This window comes from Candidatus Fermentibacter sp., from assembly GCA_030373045.1.
Lineage (GTDB): Bacteria > Fermentibacterota > Fermentibacteria > Fermentibacterales > Fermentibacteraceae > Fermentibacter.
The window spans coordinates 59,397-81,281 of sequence record JAUCPW010000027.1 but is presented as its reverse complement, the minus strand read 5'-3'; the positions used below and the strand labels follow the sequence as shown (position 1 = coordinate 81,281).

Genomic DNA, 21,885 nt, shown 5'->3' with positions numbered 1-21,885 from the left:
GATCTGATGCCCGTACGCCTGAATGCCTACGCCATGATCGTCGGAGGGGCGGGGGGCATCGGCCGCTCGGCCGCCGGCCTGTTCCGCCGGAACGGATGGGACATCCTGCTCGCCGACCGCGACCCGGCGCGACTGGGGGACGCCGCATCGTCCCTGCCGCCCGGTCCGGGGTCCGTTTCGACGATCGTCCTCGACATGAACGACGGTGAGTCCGTGCGAAGGACCGCCGGGCGGATGGAGGACGGCGGCATCCGGATAGGTGCGCTCGTAGTGGTCGCGGCCGTCCACGGGACATGGCCGGCCGAACTCCTGCCCGATACGGAGATCGACCGGGTGATGTCGACCAACCTCACCTCCCACATCAGGCTCGTGCGCGACCTGCTGCCCCTCCTGGACAAGGGTGCGAGGCTGGTGGGAGTGAGCTCGATCGCCGCCAGCGTCGGCGTTCCTATGTCCTCCATGTACTCGGCGTCGAAAGCCGGGATGGAGGCCTTCTACGAGTGCCTCGCCACCGAGCTCTCGCACAGGGGCATAAGGGTCTCGGTGGTGCGCCCCGGAAACGTGGACACCGGCTTCAACGAGACCGGCAACGGCTTCCCCGGTTGCGGCGACCCGGCAGTGGACCTCGCCTACGCGCGGGTCGTCTCGGGGATAGACAGCAGCCTGGGCATGCCGCCCCGGAGGGTGGCCGAAGCGGTCTACCGGGCTGCGACGAGCCGGAACCCGAGGTTCCTCTATGTCGTGGGGATGAATGCCCTGAAGGCCCACTGGGCGGTTAGGATCCTGGGCAAGGAGCTCGCGGTGCGGCTCATGGCCAGGTTCTTCGGACTGGACGGTCCGGGCGCAGGCAGACCCGGGCAGGGAGGGAGCCGATGAGATTCCTGGCTGTGATCGTGCTGATCCTCGGCATCGTCTTCTTCATCGCATCGGCCGACATCGGGCAGAGCGGGAACATGATCCCCCGAATGATCATAGGCGCCGTCCTGTGCGGGGTGGGCATCTTCCTGTACGTGCATTCGGGGAGGAAGGGGCGCAGGGACGCTTCGCAGGGCGCCCCCGCACAGAGGATCGAGTTCTCGGGCGACGTCAAGCTGCAGGAGATCACTTGCAGCAAGTGCGGCGGGGCGCTGTCCTCCAAGGATGTGGCCGTCAGAGCCGGCGCTGTTTTCATAACATGTCCCTACTGCAAGTCCGAGTACCAGGTCGAGGAAGCCCCGAAATGGTAGCGCGCTGCATCTGGCTCTCTGCCCTCATTGCCGCAGCCATTCCCGCGGCTGCCCAGAACTACAGGTTCGAGATCCCCAAGTATGTCTGCAACGTGTCCCTCGACGAGGACGCCACTCTCGCGATATACTACGAGATCACCTTCCACTGCATGCCGGGCGCCGACCCCATCGACATTGTGGACATCGGATTCCCCACCCGCGACTACGACATCTCTTCGGTGGCCGCCGAGATCGACGGGACGCCCCTCACGACGATCAGGCCATCCGAGTACATCCCGGTGGGCGTGGAGATCCCGCTCGGAGACGCTGCCGTGATGCCCGGCGAGACCTCCGTTCTGAGGGTGAGCGGGAACAACCCCGGCATGGCCTTCAGGGACTCCTCGGATCCGTCATACGCCTCCACCGAGTTCGCGCCGACCTGGTTCGACCCATCCTGTGTCCAGGGCGAGAGCGACTGCGTGATCTCCTTCGCCTTCCCGCCCGGCGCCGATTCGGCGTCCGTCAGGTACCACGGCACGCCCTTCACGGGCGCATGGATCTCCGACGACGGCAGGGTCGTCTACGAATGGCGCATGGAGGCGGCCATGTCCTCCGCCCGCACCATCGGCGTCTCGTATCCCGCCTCCCTGCTATCGGTGGAGGTTTCGGACGCCCCGCGGCAGTCATACGGTTCGGGCGGGGGCATCAACTGGTCCCTGATCCAGAACGCCTGTCCCGTGATCTGCGGAGCGGCCTTCCCGATCGGCTTCCTCGCACTGATCATCTACGCGGTGAGCAGCGCCGACCGCAGGAAGCTCGACTACCTGCCGCCGAAGCTCGGGGTCGAGGGCACCGGGATCAGGAGGGGGCTCACGGCCCCGATGGCGGCGATACTCCTGGAGCTGAAGCTGGAGAAGGTTTCGGCGCTCATCCTCTACGGGCTCGTGCTCAAGGGCGCCGTCGATCTCGAGTCCGACGGGACCGTCCCAGGCGCCCGGCCCGTGATCAGGAAGAGATCCCCGATACCCGACGGTCTCCACGTATATGAGAAGGGTTTCCTCGAGGCTCTCGCCGACGACCCGCAGGGTGCGGTGAAGGCCGATTCGGCCGGCCTGAAGAAGGTCTTCGTCGAGATGGTGAAGGACCTCAAGGAGAAGATGGCCGGTTTCTCCGCCAGTGAGACGAGGGAGTACTACAGATCGATCATCTCCACGGCCTGGAAGACGGCATCCGAGGCGGGCACCCCGGAGACCGTGGGCGCCGTCCTGGGCGAGCAGCTACAGTGGATGATGATGGACAAGGATTTCGACGATAGGGTCGGCAGGCTGCCGGCGGCGGCCTACATACCCATAAGGACCATCGGCTCCCATGCGACCGGCCGCCTGGTCACCGGCCAGGGCAACGTGAGCATCGTCCAGGCCTGCTCCCGAATCGCCGGTTCGCTCGAGTCGGCTGCGGGCGGCATCGTGTCCTCGTTCTCCTCGCTGGCTTCCGGGGTCACGGCCGTGACGAATCCAGTCCCAGTGAGCTCGGGCTCCAGCGGCAGGTCCGGCGGATCCTGCGCCTGCGCGTGCGCATGCGCCGGGTGCGCCTGCGCCTGCGCCGGAGGTGGGAGATGAAGTTCTTCGACAGGACTCCTCCGGGCCCGATCGCACCCGCCGGGCTCCACCACTACAGGCGCGGCTCCAGGAGGGTCCACCTGAGGGTGGGGCGGGACGGGAGCGGCGTGCTCTCCATAGACGCCTCGAAGATAGTGCACCTCAACCGGACCGCCTGCGACATGGCATGGCTCGTCCTCGAGGGGGTGCCGCGCCGCGAGGCGGTGAAGAGGATCAGGGGCCTGTACAGGACCGGGTCCGGTCGTGCCGGGACGGACATCGATTCCGTCGGGCGGGCCATAGATGCGTTCCTGGAGGAGGGGTCGGCCTGCCCCGTCGAGTTCCTGGGGCTCGACAGGCTGGAGCCTTTCTCCGTGCCGGTCGAGGCACCGTTCAGGGCCGATCTCGCCCTGACCTACAGGTGCAACGTCGACTGCCTCCACTGCTACAACGGAGACAGGCGGAGCACCGAGCTGGACACGGACTCCTGGCGCCGGATCATGGGCATCCTGTGGGATGCCGGGGTGCCGCACGCCTGCTTCACTGGAGGCGAGGCCACGCTGAGAGACGACCTGCCCGATCTGATAGCCCATGCCGAGAGCATCGGCATGGTTGCGGGACTCCTGACCAACGGCGTCAGGCTCGCCGACAGGACATACATCGACACGCTGGCCGGGGCCGGCCTCGACTACGTCCAGATCACGCTGGAATCCCCCGAGGAACGGGTCCACAACGGCATGACACGGTCCGACTCGTTCGCGAGCACCGTCGAGGGTCTGAGGAACACCGCAGCTGCGGGCATGTACGCCATCACCAACACCACCGTCACGAGGCTGAACGCCGGAACCGCCGCCGCGATGCCCGGCTTCCTGAAGAGCCTCGGGATAGGTGCCTTCGCGATGAACAGCATCATCCACAGCGGCCGGGGGCCGACCTCGGGCGTCGAGCTCTCGCCGGACGAGACCTGCGACATCCTCCTGCGGGTGAGATCCGAGGCCGACCGGCTGGGGATGAGGATGATCTGGTATTCGCCGACCAGGTACTGCGATCTCGACCCGGTCGCACTCGGGCTGGGGCCCAAGAGGTGCACGGCGGGACAGTATAACATCTGCGTCGAGCCGGACGGTTCGGTCATACCGTGCCAGAGCTACTACGAGAAGGCTGGAAACCTGCTCACCGACTCCTGGGACAGTATTTACAATTCCCGTCTCTTCCGGTCGATCCGCGAAAGGGACTGGCTTGGTGAAGAGTGCCGGGAGTGCAGCGACAGGGACCTCTGCGGGGGAGGCTGCCCGCTTCCTGCGGGCGGTCCCGGGGTCGCCTGCCCCGACATGCTCTCCAACCCCTGAGACTGCCATGCCCGGGGGATGGTACTGCCTGCCCCTCGAGGCCAGGGATGCGGTCTACCGAAGGCAGGCCTGCGAGACGGCCGCGCTCAGGCGCTTCATCTACGGCCTCCTGAACCTGAGGTCCGCCGGATCGGTGCTGGAGCCGGGATGCGGCACGGGGCTGGTTCTCGAAGAGGTCTCGATGCTCACGGATGCGGTGCTGACAGGCATGGACCGCGACGCGGAGGCTCTCTCCATCGCATGCAGCAGAACCGCGAGACTCCATGCCGTCGAGTGCGACATCGAAACCGCGGTTCTTCCCCGCTCCGGGATCGTTCTCCTCTCCCACGTCCTGCTCGAACTGGGGAAACCCGCGGAATTCCTGCGGAGGATCCGGGGATGCCTCGGAGGGGGAGGGAGGCTGGCCGTGCTGGGGGAGTACGACTGGGATTCCGCGGAATTCCCGGGAGACCCCGGCCTGCTCTCGAGGGTGAAGCGCTCCATGGCTGACGACGGCCTCGATCTCACACTGGCAGGCATGCTGCCCGGACTCCTCGAGAGGTCCGGCCTGCGGGTGATCCACTCGGGTTCGACCGTTTCGGCCAGGCCTTTCGATGCAGGTTTCCTCTCGGGTCTTCCCGGCGTCCTCGATGACGGCGGAGCCGCCCCCGCAGGCCCTCTCCATCTCCCGGTGAAGTGGGCGGTATGCGCGAGGTGACGGGCGTTCCCCGGACCGTATCTGTCGGAGTGTCGCCCGGGATAGAGATCTCCGTGCGCCGGAGCACCAGGGCCAGGCGGGTGAGCCTGCGGGTGTCGGCCGGGAGGGCGGAGCTGGTCGTCCCCGCAGGCGTTTCCGAGAGCAGGGCCAGGGAGTTCGCTGAGTCCAACGCCGCCTGGATCGTCCGCAAGCTCGAGGAGTCGCGCGCGCATGCCGCTCCGGTCCCTGCCGCCACCGGTCTGCCGAGCATGGACGTTCTCGCCTCCGAAGGGGCGCGATTCCCATACCGCGGAGCAACCGGGGTCGTCCGGGTGGAGATCGGGGATTACCGCAGGATCCGGGTCGAGAAGGATGGATGCTTCGTCGTGCATGCTCCGGCGGGCGCCACGGCCGTCTCCGTCGAAAAGGCCCTGAGGGTGTTCCTGGATGGTGAGCTGGAGAGCGTGTTCCGGATGTGCCAGGCCAGGTTCCGGGCGGAGACGGGCAGGACAGCCGCCGGTCTGAGGTTCCGGGACATGAAGACGCTGTGGGGCAGCTGCAGCGCATCCGGCATGGTGACGCTCAACAGGCAGCTGTCCCGGCTCCCGGTCGCGATCGTCGAGTACACCTCCTACCACGAGCTCTGTCACATCCTGGTCAAGGGCCACGGGAGGGAGTTCTGGAGCCTCCTGGCCGGTCTGGTTCCGGATTGCCGGAGCTGCAGGGATTATCTACGGAAGTGCAGATAGCCGGAGGCGGAATCCGGAAGTGGCCGACCGGGCGGGTTCTCAGTGGATGGGCGGGAGCGAAACCCTCCGGCTCGATCCCCGCGACCAGACCTCGGCCTCCAGGCTGTCGGCCGACTGCATGAGGAGGCCTCTCACGGATTCCGGGTGGTAGGTCCTCACCGTGTCCACCCTGGTGATGACGTCGCCCGGCCTGAGCCCGCACTCGTCCGCCATGCTGCCGGTGTCCACCGCGACGACGAGAACCCCGGCGGGCCTGCCAGTATCCGCACCGGCCGAGCAGGACGTGGCCGTGATGCCGAAGGGGACGTCGTTCCTCGGTGCGCCCTGCATGGCGAGATCAGCCCATATGTACCACATCTGGGTCGGGATGACCGCGAGGTAGTCGATGGCCGATGCCGTGATCGAGCGGCTCTCGTAGGTCACCACGCCCGTCACCAGCCCGACGAGGACTCCGGAGGAGTCGAAGGCGCATGCGCCCATCAGCCCCTCCATCCTCGGGGCCGAGAGCAGGAGGGCGCCGTCGTCGTAGTGGCGCTCGACCCTGGCGGAAATGGAGATCAGGCCGGAGATGCCCTGCCCGACCAGGTTCAGTACCTCCCCCGTCCCGGGCACGCGGCTCCCGGGCCTGGAGAACTCGTCGAAGACGTCGTCCCCGAACGAGAGTATCGCGATGCCGAGATCGGGGCAGATGTGGACCGTGTCGGGTTCGTAGAGCTCGCCGTCGTACTCGACGAACAGGGGCGAGTCGGGCCCCGCGAAGGCGCTCAGCGCGGCCACATGCCTGTCCGAGATGGCCACGCCGGTGGAGAGCTCGGTCACTCCCGGCACCCTCTCCCGGCGGATCGTCACCACCGGCGGGAAGGAGGCCTGCGCGGCGAGAGCCGCCATCAGTACGGCATGGAGGATCATGGGATCAGAAAGTGACCAGGCTGGCTGGCCTTATGTAGGCTGTCAGGGGAGGAGTGGTGACGTCGTGCTTCCAGGATTCGCCGACGTTCTCGGCCTTCTCCGCCGCTGCGTCGATCGTGCTCTGCATCTGTCCCCCGCCGCCGCCCAGCGTGAGTCCCAGCGCTATCAGCAGAGCGGCCACGAAGGGCAGCGCCACTGCGTATCTCCTGCGGATCCGGCTCCTGGGCCGGACCTCCATGGCGGCCAGCCTTGTCCTGACGCGCTCCTCGAGATCGGCCGGGGGCTCGGGCCGTGAGATCTCGCGGAAGACCCTGGAGATGTCCCTGTTCATATCGAGCATGCGCTTGCAGGATCTGCAGCCGGCGGTATGGAAGTGCAGGAGCTGCTCCTCGCCGGGGCCCGACCTGCCGTCGATGACCCTGTCCATCAGTTCGAGGGCTTCCCTGCATTTCATCTCCAACGCTCCCATGCCTCGCTGAGGGATTCCCTCAGCTGTGCCCTCGCCCGGTTTATCCTGGATTTGACGGTGCCTATCCTGACGCCGAGGACCTCTGAGATCTCTTCGTAGGTGAGCTGCTGATCCTCGCGCAGCAGGAACGGTTCGCGGTAGTGAACGGGGAGCCTGTTGATGGCCTCTTCGAGGGAGGCCCGGAGCTCCCGCCTTCCGGATTCGTAATGCGGCGTGGTCGCCACGGGGCTGGTCAGGTTGACCGAATCCTCGGGGACCTGCATCCAGTGGGACCTCCTCCTCCACTCCTTCTTCGCCAGGTTGCTCGCTATGGTGAAGATCCAGGTCACCAGGGGGCGTTCGGGATCGTAGTGGTCCCTGTACTGGTGGACGCGGCAGAACGTGACCTGGAGCAGTTCCTCGGCGTCGTCCTCGTTTCCGAGCATCCTGATCAGGAGGGAGTAGACCGGACCCTGGAACCTCCTGATGACCTCGGAGAACGCGGCCTCGTCGCCCTTGCACAGGGCGATCATCAGCTCGGAATCGGTGCGTTCGTCCCTGACCTTCTGTCGACCCTTGACCAGCCTGACTGCCACTTCACCCTCCGCGATCGGCCCTGTGATCTTCTCTCGGCATTATACCGGAACCCCGCCTCCGTGTTCCAGGCCGTCACTGCACGAGCAGGGTGACCGGCATCGCGAGGCTCACGGCCGCCACCAGGGCTATCACTGCGATGCAGATCGCATTGTAGAGCCTGCCGTTGACATGGCTTCCCATCTGCGAGGAGTCGTTCACCAGGATGAGCATGAAGACGAGCACGACGGGCAGCACCAGTCCGTTCACGACCTGAGACCAGAACATCACCTTCATGTACGGGATGCCCGGGATGAGCATCGAGCCCGCCCCGAGCACGAGGAGCGCCGTGTAGAGGACGTAGAACTGCGGGGCGGACCTGAAGTCCCTGCCGACCCCGGACTCCCATCCGAATGCCTCGCATATCGTGTAGGACGTCGAGAGGGGAAGTATGCTCGCCGCGAATACCGACGCGTTCAGGAGCCCGAAGGCGAACAGGTAGGAGCTGAGCCTGCCGGCGAGGGGCTCGAGGGCCCGTGCCGCGTCGGCGGCGCTCTCCACGGGGATGCCCGAGGCGTACAGCTCACCGGCGCAGACTATCACGATGCAGGAGGCCACCAGACTCACCACGATGCAGCCCAGGACGGTGTCCAGCCTGGAATAGGCATAGTCCTTCACCGGGATGTTCTTCTCGGCCACGGAGGCCTGCTGGTAGAACTGCATCCAGGGAGCGATCGTCGTGCCGATGAGCCCCACCGCCATCACCACGAACGGCCCCGAGAGGTCGAGGTCCGGCTGTACGAAGGCCCTCGAGATGGCCGGGAGATCGGGCCGCATGATGAAGAGCGTCAGGGGATAGGCCAGGTAGAAGACGCACGCCACGAGGAACACCCTCTCGACGATCCTGTAGCTGGCTTTCGTCACCAGCAGCCAAACCAGCACGGTGCAGACCGGGATCGCCACCGAAGGCGGCAGACCGAGGATCTGGCCGGCCGAGGCGATGCCGGCGAACTCCGCTGTGATGTTGGCGAAATTCGTGGCCAGGATCAGCAGCATGAGAGAGAACGTCACCCTGACGCCGAACCTCTCGCGGATCATGTCCGACAGGCCCCTGCCGGTGACCACGCCCATCCGGTTTACCATCTCCTGGACCATGACGAGGAAGATCGTGATCGGGATCATCAGCCAGAGGAGCCTCAGGCCGAACTGGGCCCCGGCCTGGCTGTACGTCGCGAGGCCTCCTGCGTCGTTGTCCACGTTGGCCGTGATGATGCCGGGGCCCATCACGGCCAGGAAGAGGGCCGCCCGCCTCAGGAGGCCCGATCTGCGAGGCTCCGCCCCCGCTTCAGCCCGCAAGCCGCGCAAGCCTCGGGAGCAGCTCGTCGAACGCATGCTCGAAAGCCACGATGCCCTCCATCGCCCCGTATCCGTCCACCACGGGCAGGGCGTGCAGCCTGAACTTCATGAACAGTTCGGCAACGCGGTCGAGGTCGTCGTCGGGCGAGAGTGAGGTCAGCCTGCGGTTCATCAGCCCCGCCACCGGGGTTTCCGGCGGTGACGAGAGCAGGGTCCGCAGGGACAGGACACCGGAGAGCCGGCCGGATTCCGGCTCGAGGCAGTACATGTAGCCGATGAACTGCACCCCGGCTGCGTTCCCGGACAGTATCCCGAGCGCGTCTCCGACGGTCGCGCCAACCGGGCAGGACAGGTATTCGACAGTCATCAGAGAGGCCGCCGTGTCCTCCCCGGCCAGGGAGAGCCTCTCGATCAGGGCCCTGTCGGTGTCCTCCATCTCGGCCATTATGTCCTGCTGGGTGTGCTCGGGAAGCATCCCCACTATGTCCACGGCCGCCGCCGGCTCCATCTCCTCGAGGATGTCGGCCGCGGTGGCCGAGTCGAGATCGCAGATGATGGCTGCCTGGACTGCTTCCTCCGCCTCCTCCAGCACGTCGGCCACCTGCGGGGTGTCGAACGAGCGCACCATGGCAAGCCTCTCGCCCGGATCCAGTTCCTCGATGATGTCCGCCAGTTCTCCGGGATGGAGCTGCCTGAGCTGCTCCTGCCTGAGCGTCAGCTTCACCGGCTCGTTGCCCGCCGCGGGGAGCGGCTGGACGAACCGCCAGGAGACCAGCTCGTCCTTGGCCTTCCCGCCCAGGGCGGCGATGGCCTTCGACAGCCCGCCGCCCATCCCGAGGCGCCTGGCGAGCCCGGTGAGGCCTATGTCGACATGAACCAGGAACATCCGGCCTGAGTGGGCGAGGAGATGGATGTCGTTGACGCGAACTACCTTGGCGCCTTTGACATCCACCACCTGCTTGTCCAGCAGCACCCTGCGGAGATGCTGCCAGCCGGGGTCGGAGGGAGGCTCGGCGTCCGAGGCTCCGCCCTCCATGATCCCGCCCGAGAGCAGCGCCCCGCAGAGCCGCGCATCCATGGGGATGGTCCTCCTGCCGTGGCGGGTCGAGAAGATCGCAGCCTCTATCTCCGGGAACTTCTCGGAGAACGAGGCCACCAGGTCCACGAGCCTGCCGGAGAAGGATCCGTCCGAGGACCTGACCCTTCTCCCGAGGAGATCAGAAAGGTAGAGGAACACGCTGCCTTCGGGCATGCCCCACCTCCTCCGAACTGGGTCTCATTCGCCGATTATCTTCACTAGCACGCGCTTCCTGCGCCTGCCGTCGAACTCACCGTAGAAGACACGCTCCCAAGGCCCGAGGTCGAGGGCGCCTCCGGTGATCGCGAGCACGGACTCCCGGCCCATGATCTGCCTCTTGAGGTGCGCGTCCGCGTTGTCCTCGCCCCTGTTGTGCCGGTATGACGACACGGGCTCGTGCGGGGCGAGAGCCTCGAGCCAGTCGTCGAAGTCCCTGTGGAGGCCGGGTTCGGCATCGTTCACGAACACGCTCGCGGTTATGTGCATCGCATTGACGAGGCAGAGCCCCTCCGACACCCCGCTTTCGGCGACAGCCTCCTCCACCCGGTCGGTGATGTCGACGAAGCCGCGCCTGGCCGGAATCTCGAACCAGAGTTCCCTCCTGAGTGATCTCATGTGCCGTCCTCCGGGGAAGGATCGAACAGGCAGACCCCTGTCTCGATGGAGCCGACCTCCACGCAAGCTTCGAGCATAATGGATTCGGCACGCGAGAGCAGGGATTCGACCGCGCCGGGAGTGCCTGCGGTGCAGGAGGCCGCGAGCCAAGCCCTGCCCGGCATGTCGGGAGGGCCGGTCTGGGCGACCGAGAAGCCGAGCCGCCTCAGCCTGTCACGGATGGAGACCAGGTCGCCCCTTCGCTCCTTCAGCGTGTGTGCGCCCGGGAACCTGAGATCGGCTAGCAGTATCCCGGTCCAGGCCTTCGGCCCGGGGGTGTCGCGCATCTGTGGGCCTCCCGCGGGCTCACGGCCGGCCCCGCGGACCGGCGGGGGAGAGGAAGATCGCGGACAGAGGCGGGAGGGTGAGCACGAGCGAGCATGGCATGCCGTGTGCTGGCAAGGGTTCGGACTCCGCGCCGCCCATGTTGCCGGCACCCGACCCGCCGTACTCGAAGGCGTCCGTGTTGAGGAGCTCGGAGTACCCGCCCGGCGACGGGACGCCGATCCTGTATCCCCTCCTGGGCTCGGGGGTGAAGTTGAACACGCAGACCACGTGCCCGCCGGAGGAGTCCCGCCTGAGGAAGGAGACGACGGTGCTGGCGGTGTCGCTGAAGTCTATCCATCCGAATCCGGCCGGGTCGTGGTCGAGCTCGTGCAGCTCGGGCCTGCTCCGGATGAGCCGGTTGAGATCGCGCACAAGGCTCAGGATCCCCCTGTGCGGGGTATGATCGAGCAGTCCCCAGTCGATCTGGGCGTCATGGTCCCATTCCGTCCGCTGCCCGATCTCTCCGCCCATGAAGAGCAGCTTCTTCCCGGGGTGGGCCCACTGGTAGGCGAGCATCAGCCTGAGGTTGGCGAACCGCCTCCAGTCGTCCCCGGGCATCTTCCCCAGCAGGCTCGCCTTGCCGTGGACGACCTCGTCGTGGGAGAGCGGCAGCACGAAGTTCTCGCCGTAGGCGTAGAGCTGCGAGAACGTGAGCTTTTCCACGTGGTGCTTCCTGAAGACCGGATCCAGCGACATGAAGCCCAGCGTGTCGTGCATCCAGCCCATGTTCCACTTGAAGGAGAACCCCAGCCCGCCGGCCCACGGAGGGCTCGTGACACCCGGCCACGCCGTGCTCTCCTCCGCTATCGTGAACGCACCCGGGTGGAGGCTGTGTATCCTGTCGTTGAGCTCGCGCAGGAAGGCTGCGGCATCGAGGTTCTCCCGCCCTCCCTCCGGGTTGGGGATCCATTCCCCGCGCTTTCTCGAGTAGTCGAGGTAGAGCATCGACGCCACGGCATCCACTCTCAGGGCATCGACGTGGTAGCGGTCGAACCACGACAGGGCGGCCGACACCAGGAAGCCCCTCACCTCGTTCCGCCCGTAGTTGAAGATCAGTGTGCCCCAGTCGGGATGTCTGCCCAGCCTTGGATCGGCGTGCTCGTAGAGGGCCGTTCCGTCGAAGTTTGCCAGCCCGTGGGCATCGGAGGGGAAGTGGGCCGGGGTCCAGTCGAGTATCACCCCGAGCCCGGCCGAGTGGGCCCTGTCCACCAGGAACGCGAAATCCTCGGGGGAGCCCATTCGGCTGGTGGGGGCGAAGTACCCCAGGGTCTGGTATCCCCACGATCCGTCGAAGGGGTGCTCCATCACGGGCAGGAGTTCGATGTGGGTGAAGCCTGCCTCCGAGGCGTACGGGATAAGCGATTCCGCGAGCTCGCGATAGTTCAGGAACCGCCGGCCGTCGCCGGGCCTCCGCCACGAGGGCGCATGCACCTCGTAGACCGAGACCGGGGAGCGGAAGCGCGACGCCCCTGCCCTGCGCTCCATCCAGGCTCCGTCGGTCCATTCGAATCCGGAGGCTGGTGTCACCACGGAGGCTGTCGCGGGCCTGAGCTCGAACCTGGCCCCGAAGGGATCAGCCTTCTCCCGCGTGATTCCGTCGCGGCCCGTCACCGAGAACTTGTAGAACTCCCCGGGCAGGATCCGGGGGACGAACAGCTCCCAGACCCCCGACGGCCCCCGCGAGCGCATCGGGTGACGCCTGCGGTCCCAGCCGTTGAAGTTGCCAGTGACGCTCACCGTTGATGCATTCGGCGCCCATACGGAGAACAGGACGCCCTCGACCGGCCCCGCCCTCCAGGGTCTGGCGCCGAAGACGTCATAGGCCCTCCAGTGCCGGCCCTCGTTGAAGAGGTGGAGGTCGAGGTCGCCGAGCTGGGGCAGGAAGCAGTAGGGATCCTCCGTCGACCAGCTCCCGCCGTCCGGGGTCTCGAAGGAGAGAACGTACGCGAAGGGTTTCGAAGGCTTCCCCGAGGACCAGACGAAAAGGCCGTCGGGGTGCACGAGGGCCATGGGGATCCTGCCGGCGTCCGCCGGGGTCACGAAGGCCGCAGACGCCGCGGGGCAGAACGTTCGTATCTCGACCGCGCCGCCCCCCGGCCCTCCCAGCGGATGCATGCCCAGGAGAGCGAACGGGTCGGCCGGTTCTCCGCGGACGATCGCCCCGATCTCGGCGTCTGTGAGCGCTGTAGCCCCGGACATCGCGCCTCCAGTCCCGAAGGAATGTCGCCTGTTGCGCCGGAGTATAAGGCTGGCAGGGGCGTTCCGGTACACCGCAGTTCTTGACACGCCGCCCGCGCAGGGGAGATAACAGTGAGCGGTACGCCGGCCCCGCTCCGGCGAAGCCGGTGATGCGAATGGAGGGATTGCATGCTCTACAAGGTTCCGGACAGCTTCGACCCCGCAGACGGCGCGTTCAGCCTGGCGATGTTCCTGGGCTCCTGCGCCGTTCTCCTGCTTCCCAGGATATTCCTTCTGGCCACTCTCCAGAAGGCCCTGGGGAGATGCCCGTACGACAGGCGGTCGCTCAGCCCCGGGCTCGTATGGCTGAGCCTGATACCCGTTTTCTCCCTGGTGTGGGACTTCGTGGTGGTGGGAGCCACGAGCACCTGCGTCGGGAACGAGCTCAGGAGGCGCGGCGTCCCGCCCGAAGCGGCGGACACGGGCATCGCCTTCGGCCTGGTCTCCTGCCTGCTCGCCCTCTTCCTCTGGATCCCGTTCGTCAACTTCCTGGTGGGCATCGGCTTCCTGATCTGCTTCATCATCTTCTGGGTCAGGATCGCCCGTGCGTCGAACCTGCTGGCTGCGACTCCCGCACCTGCCGCGCCGGCCGTGACTCGATGACACCAGGCCCCGGTCGCCCTGGAGATATCCACCGGCTCTCGATGCGGAAGGCCCTGAACCGGTGCTCTCCCGCGAGATCCCGACCCTCGAGCCCGGCATGGTCTGCCGGTTGGTCTGCTGGGTCATGATATCCCGGATCGCGCATGACCCGGACTTGTCACCCGTTCCGGTCACTGCGGCATGACATCGAAACCCGAACTGCGAGATGGAGGAACGTCCATGGCCGGGGATGATCGCGGCCCGGGCGGTGAGGCTCCGAGGCGCAACACCCTCGGGATCCTCTCGGTGTGCTTCTGCTGGCTGCCCCTTGTGGGCCTGGTTCTCGGGATCATCTCGCTCGCGGTCAGGGAGCGGAGCCCGGTTCTGGGCATATCGGGCATCATCCTGTCGATCCTGGCGCCCCTGTTCGCCTGCGCGGCGCTCGGGGTCGGCTGCGCCTCCTGCGCGGTCAGGGGAGCGGGCGAGGCGGGGGAGTTCCTGGAGGAGACGACCTGCCGGGTCCACATGCGGGCCGTGGCTGATGCAGAGGCCGTCTATTTCGACAAGAACGGCAGGTACGGCACGCTTTCGGAACTCTCCTCCGCAGGCCTGCTCGACGCCGCCACGGATCCGTCCTGCCCGTCCTGCGGGGCGGATGTGACGCTGAGCATCGATTCCGACGGATTCACGGTCGCCTGTCCGTGCGGCGAGCACGGCTCGGTGGTCGACGGCATCGCCGACTGGAACTGAAGACCGCTGTCAAAGCAGAGGGGCGGGGTTTCGGCCCCGCCCCTCGTCGTGCCGGAAAGGCGTCTACGCCTGGGGAGCCGCGCCCTGATCAGGCTTCAGGAGGTTGAGCTTGAAGCCGAACTGGCCGATGACCGGCAGGGGGACGGCCTTGCCTCCGAAGCCGTTGAGGGCGCCCATGACGAGCAGTACGAGGCAGAACACACCCCAGATCCATCCGAGGATGGGGATGGCTACCAGGAGCATGCCGATGAGGAGAACGAGGGCCTGCTGGCAGTGGTACAGCGTGAACCTGTTCTCCTTGCCCGTCAGGTAGGCGATGAGCCAGCCTATCCAGGTCAGATAGGCGACTCCGGCCATCGCCTTGCCCTCGTCGATCTCCTGCTGCGTGAAAGTGTAGTTCGGATCCATCGTGCCCCTTTCAGGAACGAGCGCGGCATCGCCACGCTTCCCATCTCGTGCGGCTCCGCCTGTGCCGAGCCGCCCTCCACGGAACGGGAACCATCACTCGCGGACCGGGATATTGTCATGTATGAGCGGCGTGGTGTCAACTCCGCGGGCCGGGCTATATTCGAGGGAGTTCGCCGCGCCGATGGTCGTACCCCTGGAACGCAGCCACCCCGGGAGGGCGTGATGACGATCGAGGATTCCAATCTGAAGCTCTTCTCCATCTTCCACTACGTGCTTGCGGGGTTCGTTTCGCTCTTCTCCATGATCCCCCTTCTGTACCTGGGCATGGGCGTCATGTTCAGCCTCGCGCCGGCCCTGTTCGAATCCAAGGGTGTGGAGGATGCTCCGCCGGCGATACTCGGGTTCATCTTCGGCGGGATAGGCCTCGCAGGGACGCTCGTCGTCCTCTCCTTGGCCGTGATGCTCTTCCTCGGAGCCCGGAACCTCGGCAGGGCGAGGCATCTGACGCTGTGCACCGTGGTCGCTGCGCTTTCATGCTTCTTCATGCCGTTCGGGACGATCCTCGGGATCCTCACCCTGGTCGAGCTGAACAAGCGGGAAGTCAGGGCGCTCTTCGAGCCCGCGGCGGCCGCCCCGCCCGCTGTGCAGGCGTGAGGAGCCCGGATTCCACGTTGACAGCGGGCCGGGCCGGAGCTAACTTCGATTCCGACTGCATGGAGGTCGGCGGTGCCCGAGACTGTGGAGACTGACAGGCGAAGAAGCCCGCGCGCGAGGGTCGACCTCGGCGTGAGCCTCAATGTCGAGAACATGCCGGCCCTCCCCGTCGCTGCGCTCAATCTCAGCGCCTCGGGGATCTACTGCACATCCCGCGACAGGCTCGGGGAGCTCACGAGGGTCGACCTCGTACTGAGGCTCGACGACAGGTTCGTGATCCCTGCGAGGGCGGTGGTCATCCGCGAGGAGGAGCTGCCCGACGGCAGCTTCGGTCTGGGGATGTTCTTCACGAGCATACGGGACGAGCACAGGGCGCTCATAGCCGAGCTCGTCTCGGGCAACCGCACGGGGGAGAGGTCATGAAACCGTCCGCCATCGCGCCGCTGCTCCTGCTGGCTCTCCCCGCGTCCTCCGCAAAGTACGCCGGCGAGTTCATGTACATCGGGGCCGGAGCCCGCGCGCTTGGCATGGGCGGGGCCTTCTGCTCGGTGGCCGACGACGCCACCGCCGCCTACTGGAACCCCGCCGGACTCACGGGCCTCGACGGGCGCCAGATCCAGCTCATGCATTCCGAGAGGTTCGGAGGCATGGTCAAGTACGATTATCTCGCATATGCACAGCCCTATGGCGGTTCGGCCGTTTCCGCGAGCCTCTTCAGGACCGACGCCGGCGACATAGCCGACACGACGGACCTCGAGTGGTTCGACACCGGCTCCGACGGGGTCGCGGGCGCGGACGGCGAGGGTGTCCCGGGCGATTCCGGCAACGACGACTTCGACCCCACGTCGAATCCCGGCGGCACCGAGAACAACGGCGAATGGGACCCCGGCGAGGAGCTGATCTACGACGAGGGCAGGATCTCCTGGGGCAGCGCCGTCGACTATGCACTCTACCTCTCCTGGGCGCGCCCCGTCGACGAGCTGCTCTCCGTGGGCGCCAGCATGAAGGTGATCCAGCGCACGCTGATGGACCACAGCGCGTTCGGCGTGGGTCTGGACGCCGGGGTCAGGTGGACCCCTAGCGAGGTCTTCTCCGCGGGTCTGAACGTGCAGGACACGTTCGGGACGCACGTCTTCTGGGACACCGGAAGCAACGAGAGCGTGCTCCCCACCGCCAAGCTGGGCGCCTCCACGAGATGGAACCTCGGCAGGTTCTCCACAGTGGTGACGATTGCGGCCGACGGCGACTTCAGATTCGAGGGCAGAAGGTATTCGGCCCAGTACCACGTGGGCGACGTCAGTCTGGACACTCACTTCGGCACCGAGCTGCTCGTGAGGAACCGCGTCGCGCTGAGGCTCGGGTCGTCGGAAGGCTCGTTCACCGCCGGAGCCGGGCTGAGGCTGGGCGTGATGGGCCACCCGGTCAGCCTCGACTACGCCTTCCTGGGTCACGAGGACCTCGACGACACCCACAGGATCTCGCTCGGCATAGGCATCTGACCCCGGTCGAATGACTTTCAGCGGTGAGCTCCTGAGGAAGGCCGTCCACCTGGCGTCGATAGTCATACCCCTCGCCGCCCTCCTGATGGAAAAGACCCTGCTCGTGATGGTCCTTGCCGGGGCCGCACTGCTGCTCCTGCTCGTCGACTACCTCAAGCTCAGGAACCACGGGTTCAAGGCCTTCTTCATGTCCGCATTCGGCGAGCTCCTCCGGAAGCACGAGAGGCAGGGCGGGATCACCGGCTCCACCATCCTGGTGGCCTCGGCTGCGCTGACGATCCTGGTCTACAGGCAGGAGACCGCGGTCGCGGCGCTTCTGTTCCTCAGCCTGGGGGACAGCATGGCGGCTCTCGTGGGACGGCGCTACGGAAGGATCAGGCTGGTGTGCGGCCGCACCCTCGAGGGCAGTCTGGCCGCACTTCTGAGCTGCCTCTTCGCGAGCGCCGTCCTCCTCCTGATATGCCCGTTCTTCGGCTGGCACCTCACTCCCTTCGCCCTCATCGCCGGCTCCCTCGCCGCCACGGTGGTCGAGCTGGTGGACATCCCGCTCGACGACAACTTCCGCATACCGGTCATCTCCGGGCTGGTGATGGAGCTGCTGATCCCGGGCTGACGCCCGGAATCGGGAGGCGGGATGGAAGCCGTTCCGGCGCGCAGGTACTGGATGGAGGTCTACGGCTGCCAGATGAACGTGAGCGATTCCGAGAACATCTGCGGAATCCTCGATGCGGCAGGCTGGTCGAGGGTCGAGGATCCCGACGGGGCCGACGCCATCCTCGTGGTCACCTGCGCCGTGCGGGAGCATGCGGAGGTGAGGGCGCTCGGCCGCATCACACAGCTCGGTGCGAGCCGGGGCGGTCGGGGAAGGCCCGTCACGGCAATCTGCGGCTGCGTTGCCGAGGAGCACGGGAGCGCCCTCCTCGAAAGGTTCCCCGTCATCGACCATGCCGTTGGTCCCGACAGGTACCGGGATCTCCCCGGAATCCTCGAGGGGGGAAGATCCGCCTCCATCGGGCACGGGGATCACCACTACGAGGGCGTCGTGCCGGTGAGGCGCACCTTCCCGAGGAGCTTCGTCACGATCATGAGGGGATGCGACAACTTCTGCAGCTACTGCATCGTGCCCTACGTCAGGGGCCGCGAGAGGAGCCGGCCGGCGGGGGAGGTCCTCGCGGAGGTCGCCTCTCTGGCTTCCTCCGGCTACGGCGAGATCACCCTGCTGGGACAGAACGTGAACTCCTACAGTTCGGGCGGGACAGGCTTCCCCGAGTTACTCGAGCGCGTATCCAGGGCCGCGGGAGGAGCCTGGGTCCGGTTCGTCACGAGCCATCCCCGCGACCTCACCCAGGGTCTGGTCGAAACCATGGCGTCGTGCAGGAACGTCTGCAGGATGCTCCATCTCCCGGTGCAGTCCGGCAGCGACTCCGTGCTGGCCGCCATGAACCGGGGATACACGCGCGGCGCCTACCTCGCGAAGGTGCGCATGCTCCGCGAGGCGATGCCCGGGATCGTGCTGTCCACCGACATGATCGCGGGGTTCCCCGGCGAGACGGAGGGAGATCTCGAGGACAGCGCGGCCCTCCTCGAGGAGGTCGGGTTCGACTATGCCTTCCTCTTCAGGTATTCCGAGAGGAAGGGTACGGCGGCGGCCGCCATGGAGGGGCCGGTTCCGGTGCGGACGAGGCTCGAGAGGCTGCACCGGCTCCAGGAGATACAGGGGGCGGTCACGCGGAGGCTTTCGGCCGGGCTGGCCGGAAGGCTCGTGCCCGTCCTTGTCACGGGGCCGGGGAGCAGGCCCGGCCAGACCCTGGGCAGGACCGCGGGCAACAGGGCCGTGGTCTTCGAGGGAACGCCCGCGCCTGCAGGCCGCTTCGTCCTCGCGGAGATCGAGTCGGGCGACGGCTGGACCCATTTCGCGCGGTTCGAGAGGGAGCTGGGGGGGGCCGAGCGGTTCGAGGCATGCGAGGCATGGGCCGGCGCAGGCCGCTGAAACCGCTCGAGCGCGCATCCAGGAGGATCCTGGCGCGCATGCTGGGAGGTCCCGCGCGCCCGGTCGCCGGCTGCGAGCCGCCGGAACCGCGTTCCGTGCTGGTGGTGAGGCCGGATTCGAGGCTGGGCAACCTCGTGCTGGTGCTGCCCCTGATGGACGGGCTCCGGCGCAGGTTCCCCGATGCGCTGGTCACCCTCCTCGCCAGCGACCGCTTCGCCGCCCTGCCCGCCGGGCAGGGTTACGACGTCCTGCCGGTGGCCAAGGCCCGGATGGCCTCGCGCCCCTGGCTCTTCCCGGGATTCGCCGGGAGACTCCGCGCCCGGGGATTCGACTGCGCGGTGGACGCCTCGCATCCCTTCGCGTTCTCCCTGTCGGGGGCAGCGGTCTGCCGCCTGTCGGGAGCCGTGACGAGGATCGGATCCGAAGCGGGGGGGCAGGACGGCTGGTTCACGCACCTGGTCCCGGGGATGTCGCCCGATGACCACGAGAGCCTGACTCTCCACCGGCTGGGATCGCTCTGGAAGGGATGGCCGGGCTTCTCGCCACCGGTGCTGAGGGCCCGGGGGGCGTCGTCTCCCGGCGGCATCGGCCTGCATGTGGGGGCCAGCAGGGGCAAGTTCATCCCCCGTGACACGCTTGCCGGGATAGCCACAGGGCTCTGCGGGATGGGAAGGGTGACGCTCTTCTGGTCCGGCCCGGAGGAGCACGCGATCGCATGCAGCCTGGAGGGTCGGGGCCCGGCGGTGTCTCCCGCGCTCGACATCGACGGGCTGCTCGACGCCGTGTCGGGGCTCGACCTGTTCGTGACGGCCGACAACGGACCCATGCACGTGGCCTCCGCACTGGGAGTCCCCGTGCTGGCCCTGTTCAGGTTCCCCAACCATTCCAGGTTCGGACCGCTCTCGGAGGGATCGAGGGTGCTCTGCGACCCCGCCGGATCTCCGGCCGGGATGGTGCTGGAAGCCGCCCGGGCCATGCTCCCGGTCCCGGGGCGCGGCTGAGGGGAGCGGATCGCGGCCCGACCCGCCCGTCAGTCCTCCGGGTCGTCCTCTCCGTCCTCGTCATCTCCGTCGTCCTCGTCGTCCTCGTCTTCATCGGCTTCATCTCCGCCGGCTCCGTCAGCCGCCTGGCCACCGAGCGACCTGTCCGGCGCACCCGGGCGGGCATCCCTGGCCCTGCGGTCGGCCGCCAGCCCGTCCAGCACCTCGCGGACGGACATCTCCGTCGACGCCAGCCTCGCCCTGAGCTCGCGGATGAGCCCGGCCGCCCTGCGGACCCTCGACTCGAGCTCGTCGAGAGGGCAGTCCTCCCTGCCGACCCCGTCGACTATCGCTGTCAGCTCCTCCATCTGCTCCTCGAAAGAGGGTCCCTTCCTCCTGCTCATCCTTCACTCCGTTCCGGGCCGGGTGAGCCGCCCGGACTCGAGGGGCCGGCGTGCGCGGCATCGTCGCGCTCGACTGCCTCGGTCCGCGCGGTGATGCGGCCGTCGCTCAGCCTGAGCCGCACGACGCGGCCCGGGGACGTTCCTTCCACCGATCTGAGAATCCTGCCGTGCTCGTCGCTCGCCACGGCCCATCCCAGGGCGAGCATCCTGGCGGGTTCGCGCGCCTCCACGGAAGCGGAGAGGATGCCGATCCTCCGGTCGGCCTCGCGGAGCCTCCGCCCGCAGGCCTCCGGGAGCCCGGACAGAGCATCCTCGAGATGGATGCCGGCCCTCTCGAGCCTGCCGGAGATCTTCCGGATCGAAATGCCGTCGGACAGGGAGGACAGCCTGCGGTCGGCGGAGGCGATCCTCCGTTCCGCGGCCGGACCGAGCCACGCAAGGCTCCTGTCCAGGGTCCCCGTGACGCCTCTCGACACCGACGCCACACCCGAAAGCAGCATGAAGGCCGAGGATTCGAGCCTGTTCATCTCAGCCCCGAGCCTGGGCAGGATCGAGAAGCCGAGAGCCCTGGCGGCCCCGTCGAGCTCCTGCGCGGCATCGGCCACCCTGTCGACCAGGATGGACGCCGCGTGGGTCGGGGTCTTGGCCCTCGTATGAGCTACGAAGTCCGGGACCGTGAAGTCTATCTCGTGCCCGATGCCGGAGATGACCGGCACCGGGAAGGCTGCGATCGCCCTCCCGACCGGCTCCGAGTCGAACCAGGCCAGATCCTGGGCGGAACCGCCCCCCCTGGTGATTACGACGGCGTCCAGCCCGTCGATCCGCCCGAGGCGGGCCAGGGCGGCGAGGAGCGACTGCCCCGTGGTCACGCCCTGCATCATCGCGGGGTGGAAGACGACCTCGAACGGGAAGCCGCTCTCGCGCAGGGTCGAGAGGAAGTCCTCGAGCGCGGCGGAGCCGGGGGCGCTTATCAGTCCGATGCGGAGCGGCAGGGCGGGGAACGGGAGGGAGGGGTTGCGGGTCGTCAGGCCCTCCTTCGCGAGCCTGTCCACGACAGCCCTGAGGTGGAGTTCCGAAGCCGAACCGAAACTGTACGGGTCGAAGGCCTCGACGATGAACTGGAACCTGCCGGAACGCGGCCAGAGGTCGACTCGTCCGAGGACCCTGACGCTCATCCCGGGCTCCGGCCGGAAGAGCATGCCCATCCTGGCGAAGTCCCTCGCCACGATCGAACGTGCACCGGCAAAGAGCACGCAGTCGACGGATGCGGCCGCCTGGCCTCCGCCGGCGGTCTCGTCGAGGAGCTGGAAGTACGTGTGGCCGCTCTGGCCGGGCGAGAGTCTACCGGAGAGGGAGCCCCTCAGCCATACCGGATACGGGAAGACGGTCTGGAAGAGATCCCGGACCTTCGTGTTCAGCTCGAGAACGGAGATGTCCCCGCCGGGCCCGGGATTCAAG

Annotated in this window: 25 protein-coding genes; 14 read left to right on the top strand and 11 right to left on the bottom strand. The window is 67.2% G+C overall.

All coding sequences use genetic code 11. The features are described from left to right. Positions 1 to 6 precede the first annotated feature (6 nt). From QUS11_05475 to QUS11_05450, 6 genes are read left to right on the top strand one after another with little or no spacing between them, the layout of a single operon-like run. A complete protein-coding gene (locus QUS11_05475) occupies positions 7 to 876 on the top strand; it encodes an SDR family NAD(P)-dependent oxidoreductase (protein ID MDM7992745.1) in 870 nt (289 codons plus the stop codon). Beyond that, positions 873 to 1,226 carry a hypothetical protein gene (locus tag QUS11_05470; protein MDM7992744.1) on the top strand — a complete coding sequence of 118 codons (354 nt, stop codon included), beginning with the start codon at positions 873 to 875 and terminating at the stop codon, positions 1,224 to 1,226. Before QUS11_05475 ends, QUS11_05470 begins: the two co-directional genes overlap by 4 nt. Beyond that, a complete protein-coding gene (locus tag QUS11_05465) occupies positions 1,220 to 2,824 on the top strand; it encodes a hypothetical protein (GenBank protein ID MDM7992743.1) in 1,605 nt (534 codons plus the stop codon). Before QUS11_05470 ends, QUS11_05465 begins: the two co-directional genes overlap by 7 nt. Then, complete coding sequence (locus QUS11_05460; GenBank protein ID MDM7992742.1) at positions 2,821 to 4,152, top strand: radical SAM protein; 1,332 nt, start codon at positions 2,821 to 2,823, stop codon at positions 4,150 to 4,152. The genes QUS11_05465 and QUS11_05460 overlap by 4 nt, the downstream gene beginning before the upstream one ends. Positions 4,153 to 4,159: 7 nt before the next feature. Continuing rightward, entirely contained in the window at positions 4,160 to 4,849 is a 690-nt protein-coding gene (locus QUS11_05455; protein MDM7992741.1) for a methyltransferase domain-containing protein, read from the top strand. Beyond that, complete coding sequence (locus tag QUS11_05450; protein ID MDM7992740.1) at positions 4,846 to 5,577, top strand: SprT family zinc-dependent metalloprotease; 732 nt, start codon at positions 4,846 to 4,848, stop codon at positions 5,575 to 5,577. Before QUS11_05455 ends, QUS11_05450 begins: the two co-directional genes overlap by 4 nt. 39 nt (positions 5,578 to 5,616) lie before the next feature. Here QUS11_05450 and QUS11_05445 read toward each other — a convergent pair whose 3' ends face one another. From QUS11_05445 to glgB, 8 genes are all read right to left on the bottom strand, one after another. Further along, positions 5,617 to 6,486: a PDZ domain-containing protein gene (locus QUS11_05445; GenBank protein ID MDM7992739.1), complete on the bottom strand. Its 870-nt coding sequence runs from the start codon at positions 6,484 to 6,486 to the stop codon at positions 5,617 to 5,619. Between the two features lie 4 nt (positions 6,487 to 6,490). Beyond that, on the bottom strand, positions 6,491 to 6,940 hold the full coding sequence (locus QUS11_05440; GenBank protein ID MDM7992738.1) for a hypothetical protein: 450 nt from the start codon (positions 6,938 to 6,940) through the stop codon (positions 6,491 to 6,493). Continuing rightward, on the bottom strand, positions 6,937 to 7,530 hold the full coding sequence (locus QUS11_05435; protein ID MDM7992737.1) for an RNA polymerase sigma factor: 594 nt from the start codon (positions 7,528 to 7,530) through the stop codon (positions 6,937 to 6,939). Before QUS11_05435 ends, QUS11_05440 begins: the two co-directional genes overlap by 4 nt. 73 nt (positions 7,531 to 7,603) lie before the next feature. Next, entirely contained in the window at positions 7,604 to 8,863 is a 1,260-nt protein-coding gene (locus tag QUS11_05430) for an Nramp family divalent metal transporter (protein ID MDM7992736.1), read from the bottom strand. Continuing rightward, positions 8,853 to 10,115 (bottom strand): CBS domain-containing protein, encoded by a 1,263-nt coding sequence (locus QUS11_05425; GenBank protein MDM7992735.1) that lies wholly within the window; start codon positions 10,113 to 10,115, stop codon positions 8,853 to 8,855. Before QUS11_05425 ends, QUS11_05430 begins: the two co-directional genes overlap by 11 nt. Positions 10,116 to 10,139: 24 nt before the next feature. Next, positions 10,140 to 10,556, bottom strand: coding sequence for a secondary thiamine-phosphate synthase enzyme YjbQ (locus QUS11_05420; protein ID MDM7992734.1), 417 nt, complete (start codon positions 10,554 to 10,556; stop codon positions 10,140 to 10,142). After that, on the bottom strand, positions 10,553 to 10,882 hold the full coding sequence (locus QUS11_05415) for a DUF503 domain-containing protein (protein ID MDM7992733.1): 330 nt from the start codon (positions 10,880 to 10,882) through the stop codon (positions 10,553 to 10,555). The genes QUS11_05420 and QUS11_05415 overlap by 4 nt, the downstream gene beginning before the upstream one ends. A gap of 19 nt (positions 10,883 to 10,901) precedes the next feature. After that, positions 10,902 to 13,121, bottom strand: coding sequence for a 1,4-alpha-glucan branching protein GlgB (gene glgB, locus QUS11_05410; protein ID MDM7992732.1), 2,220 nt, complete (start codon positions 13,119 to 13,121; stop codon positions 10,902 to 10,904). A gap of 168 nt (positions 13,122 to 13,289) precedes the next feature. On the opposite strand from glgB, the gene QUS11_05405 reads away from it, so the two are divergent. Beyond that, positions 13,290 to 13,763 carry a hypothetical protein gene (locus tag QUS11_05405; GenBank protein ID MDM7992731.1) on the top strand — a complete coding sequence of 158 codons (474 nt, stop codon included), beginning with the start codon at positions 13,290 to 13,292 and terminating at the stop codon, positions 13,761 to 13,763. Between the two features lie 219 nt (positions 13,764 to 13,982). Continuing rightward, positions 13,983 to 14,492, top strand: a complete 510-nt coding sequence (locus QUS11_05400; protein MDM7992730.1) for a hypothetical protein — start codon at positions 13,983 to 13,985, stop codon at positions 14,490 to 14,492. 63 nt (positions 14,493 to 14,555) lie between these two features. Here the strand turns inward: QUS11_05400 and QUS11_05395 are convergent, their stop codons facing one another. Then, complete coding sequence (locus QUS11_05395; protein ID MDM7992729.1) at positions 14,556 to 14,900, bottom strand: hypothetical protein; 345 nt, start codon at positions 14,898 to 14,900, stop codon at positions 14,556 to 14,558. 222 nt (positions 14,901 to 15,122) lie between these two features. Between QUS11_05395 and QUS11_05390 the strand changes: the two genes are divergently transcribed. The 6 genes from QUS11_05390 to QUS11_05365 all read left to right on the top strand — a co-directional run bounded on the left by QUS11_05390 (position 15,123) and on the right by QUS11_05365 (position 20,044). Next, on the top strand, positions 15,123 to 15,554 hold the full coding sequence (locus QUS11_05390; GenBank protein MDM7992728.1) for a hypothetical protein: 432 nt from the start codon (positions 15,123 to 15,125) through the stop codon (positions 15,552 to 15,554). Between the two features lie 72 nt (positions 15,555 to 15,626). Then, positions 15,627 to 15,977, top strand: coding sequence for a PilZ domain-containing protein (locus tag QUS11_05385; GenBank protein MDM7992727.1), 351 nt, complete (start codon positions 15,627 to 15,629; stop codon positions 15,975 to 15,977). Continuing rightward, entirely contained in the window at positions 15,974 to 17,053 is a 1,080-nt protein-coding gene (locus QUS11_05380; GenBank protein MDM7992726.1) for a hypothetical protein, read from the top strand. The genes QUS11_05385 and QUS11_05380 overlap by 4 nt, the downstream gene beginning before the upstream one ends. 10 nt (positions 17,054 to 17,063) lie before the next feature. Then, positions 17,064 to 17,666 carry an SEC59/DGK1/VTE5 family protein gene (locus QUS11_05375; GenBank protein MDM7992725.1) on the top strand — a complete coding sequence of 201 codons (603 nt, stop codon included), beginning with the start codon at positions 17,064 to 17,066 and terminating at the stop codon, positions 17,664 to 17,666. A gap of 21 nt (positions 17,667 to 17,687) precedes the next feature. Beyond that, positions 17,688 to 19,043, top strand: coding sequence for a tRNA (N6-isopentenyl adenosine(37)-C2)-methylthiotransferase MiaB (miaB, locus tag QUS11_05370; protein MDM7992724.1), 1,356 nt, complete (start codon positions 17,688 to 17,690; stop codon positions 19,041 to 19,043). Further along, positions 19,022 to 20,044, top strand: coding sequence for a glycosyltransferase family 9 protein (locus QUS11_05365; protein ID MDM7992723.1), 1,023 nt, complete (start codon positions 19,022 to 19,024; stop codon positions 20,042 to 20,044). Before miaB ends, QUS11_05365 begins: the two co-directional genes overlap by 22 nt. Before the next feature lie 29 nt (positions 20,045 to 20,073). Here the strand turns inward: QUS11_05365 and xseB are convergent, their stop codons facing one another. Continuing rightward, complete coding sequence (gene xseB, locus QUS11_05360; GenBank protein MDM7992722.1) at positions 20,074 to 20,427, bottom strand: exodeoxyribonuclease VII small subunit; 354 nt, start codon at positions 20,425 to 20,427, stop codon at positions 20,074 to 20,076. Beyond that, complete coding sequence (gene xseA / locus QUS11_05355) at positions 20,424 to 21,884, bottom strand: exodeoxyribonuclease VII large subunit (protein MDM7992721.1); 1,461 nt, start codon at positions 21,882 to 21,884, stop codon at positions 20,424 to 20,426. Before xseA ends, xseB begins: the two co-directional genes overlap by 4 nt. Between the last annotated feature and the right edge of the window lies 1 nt (position 21,885).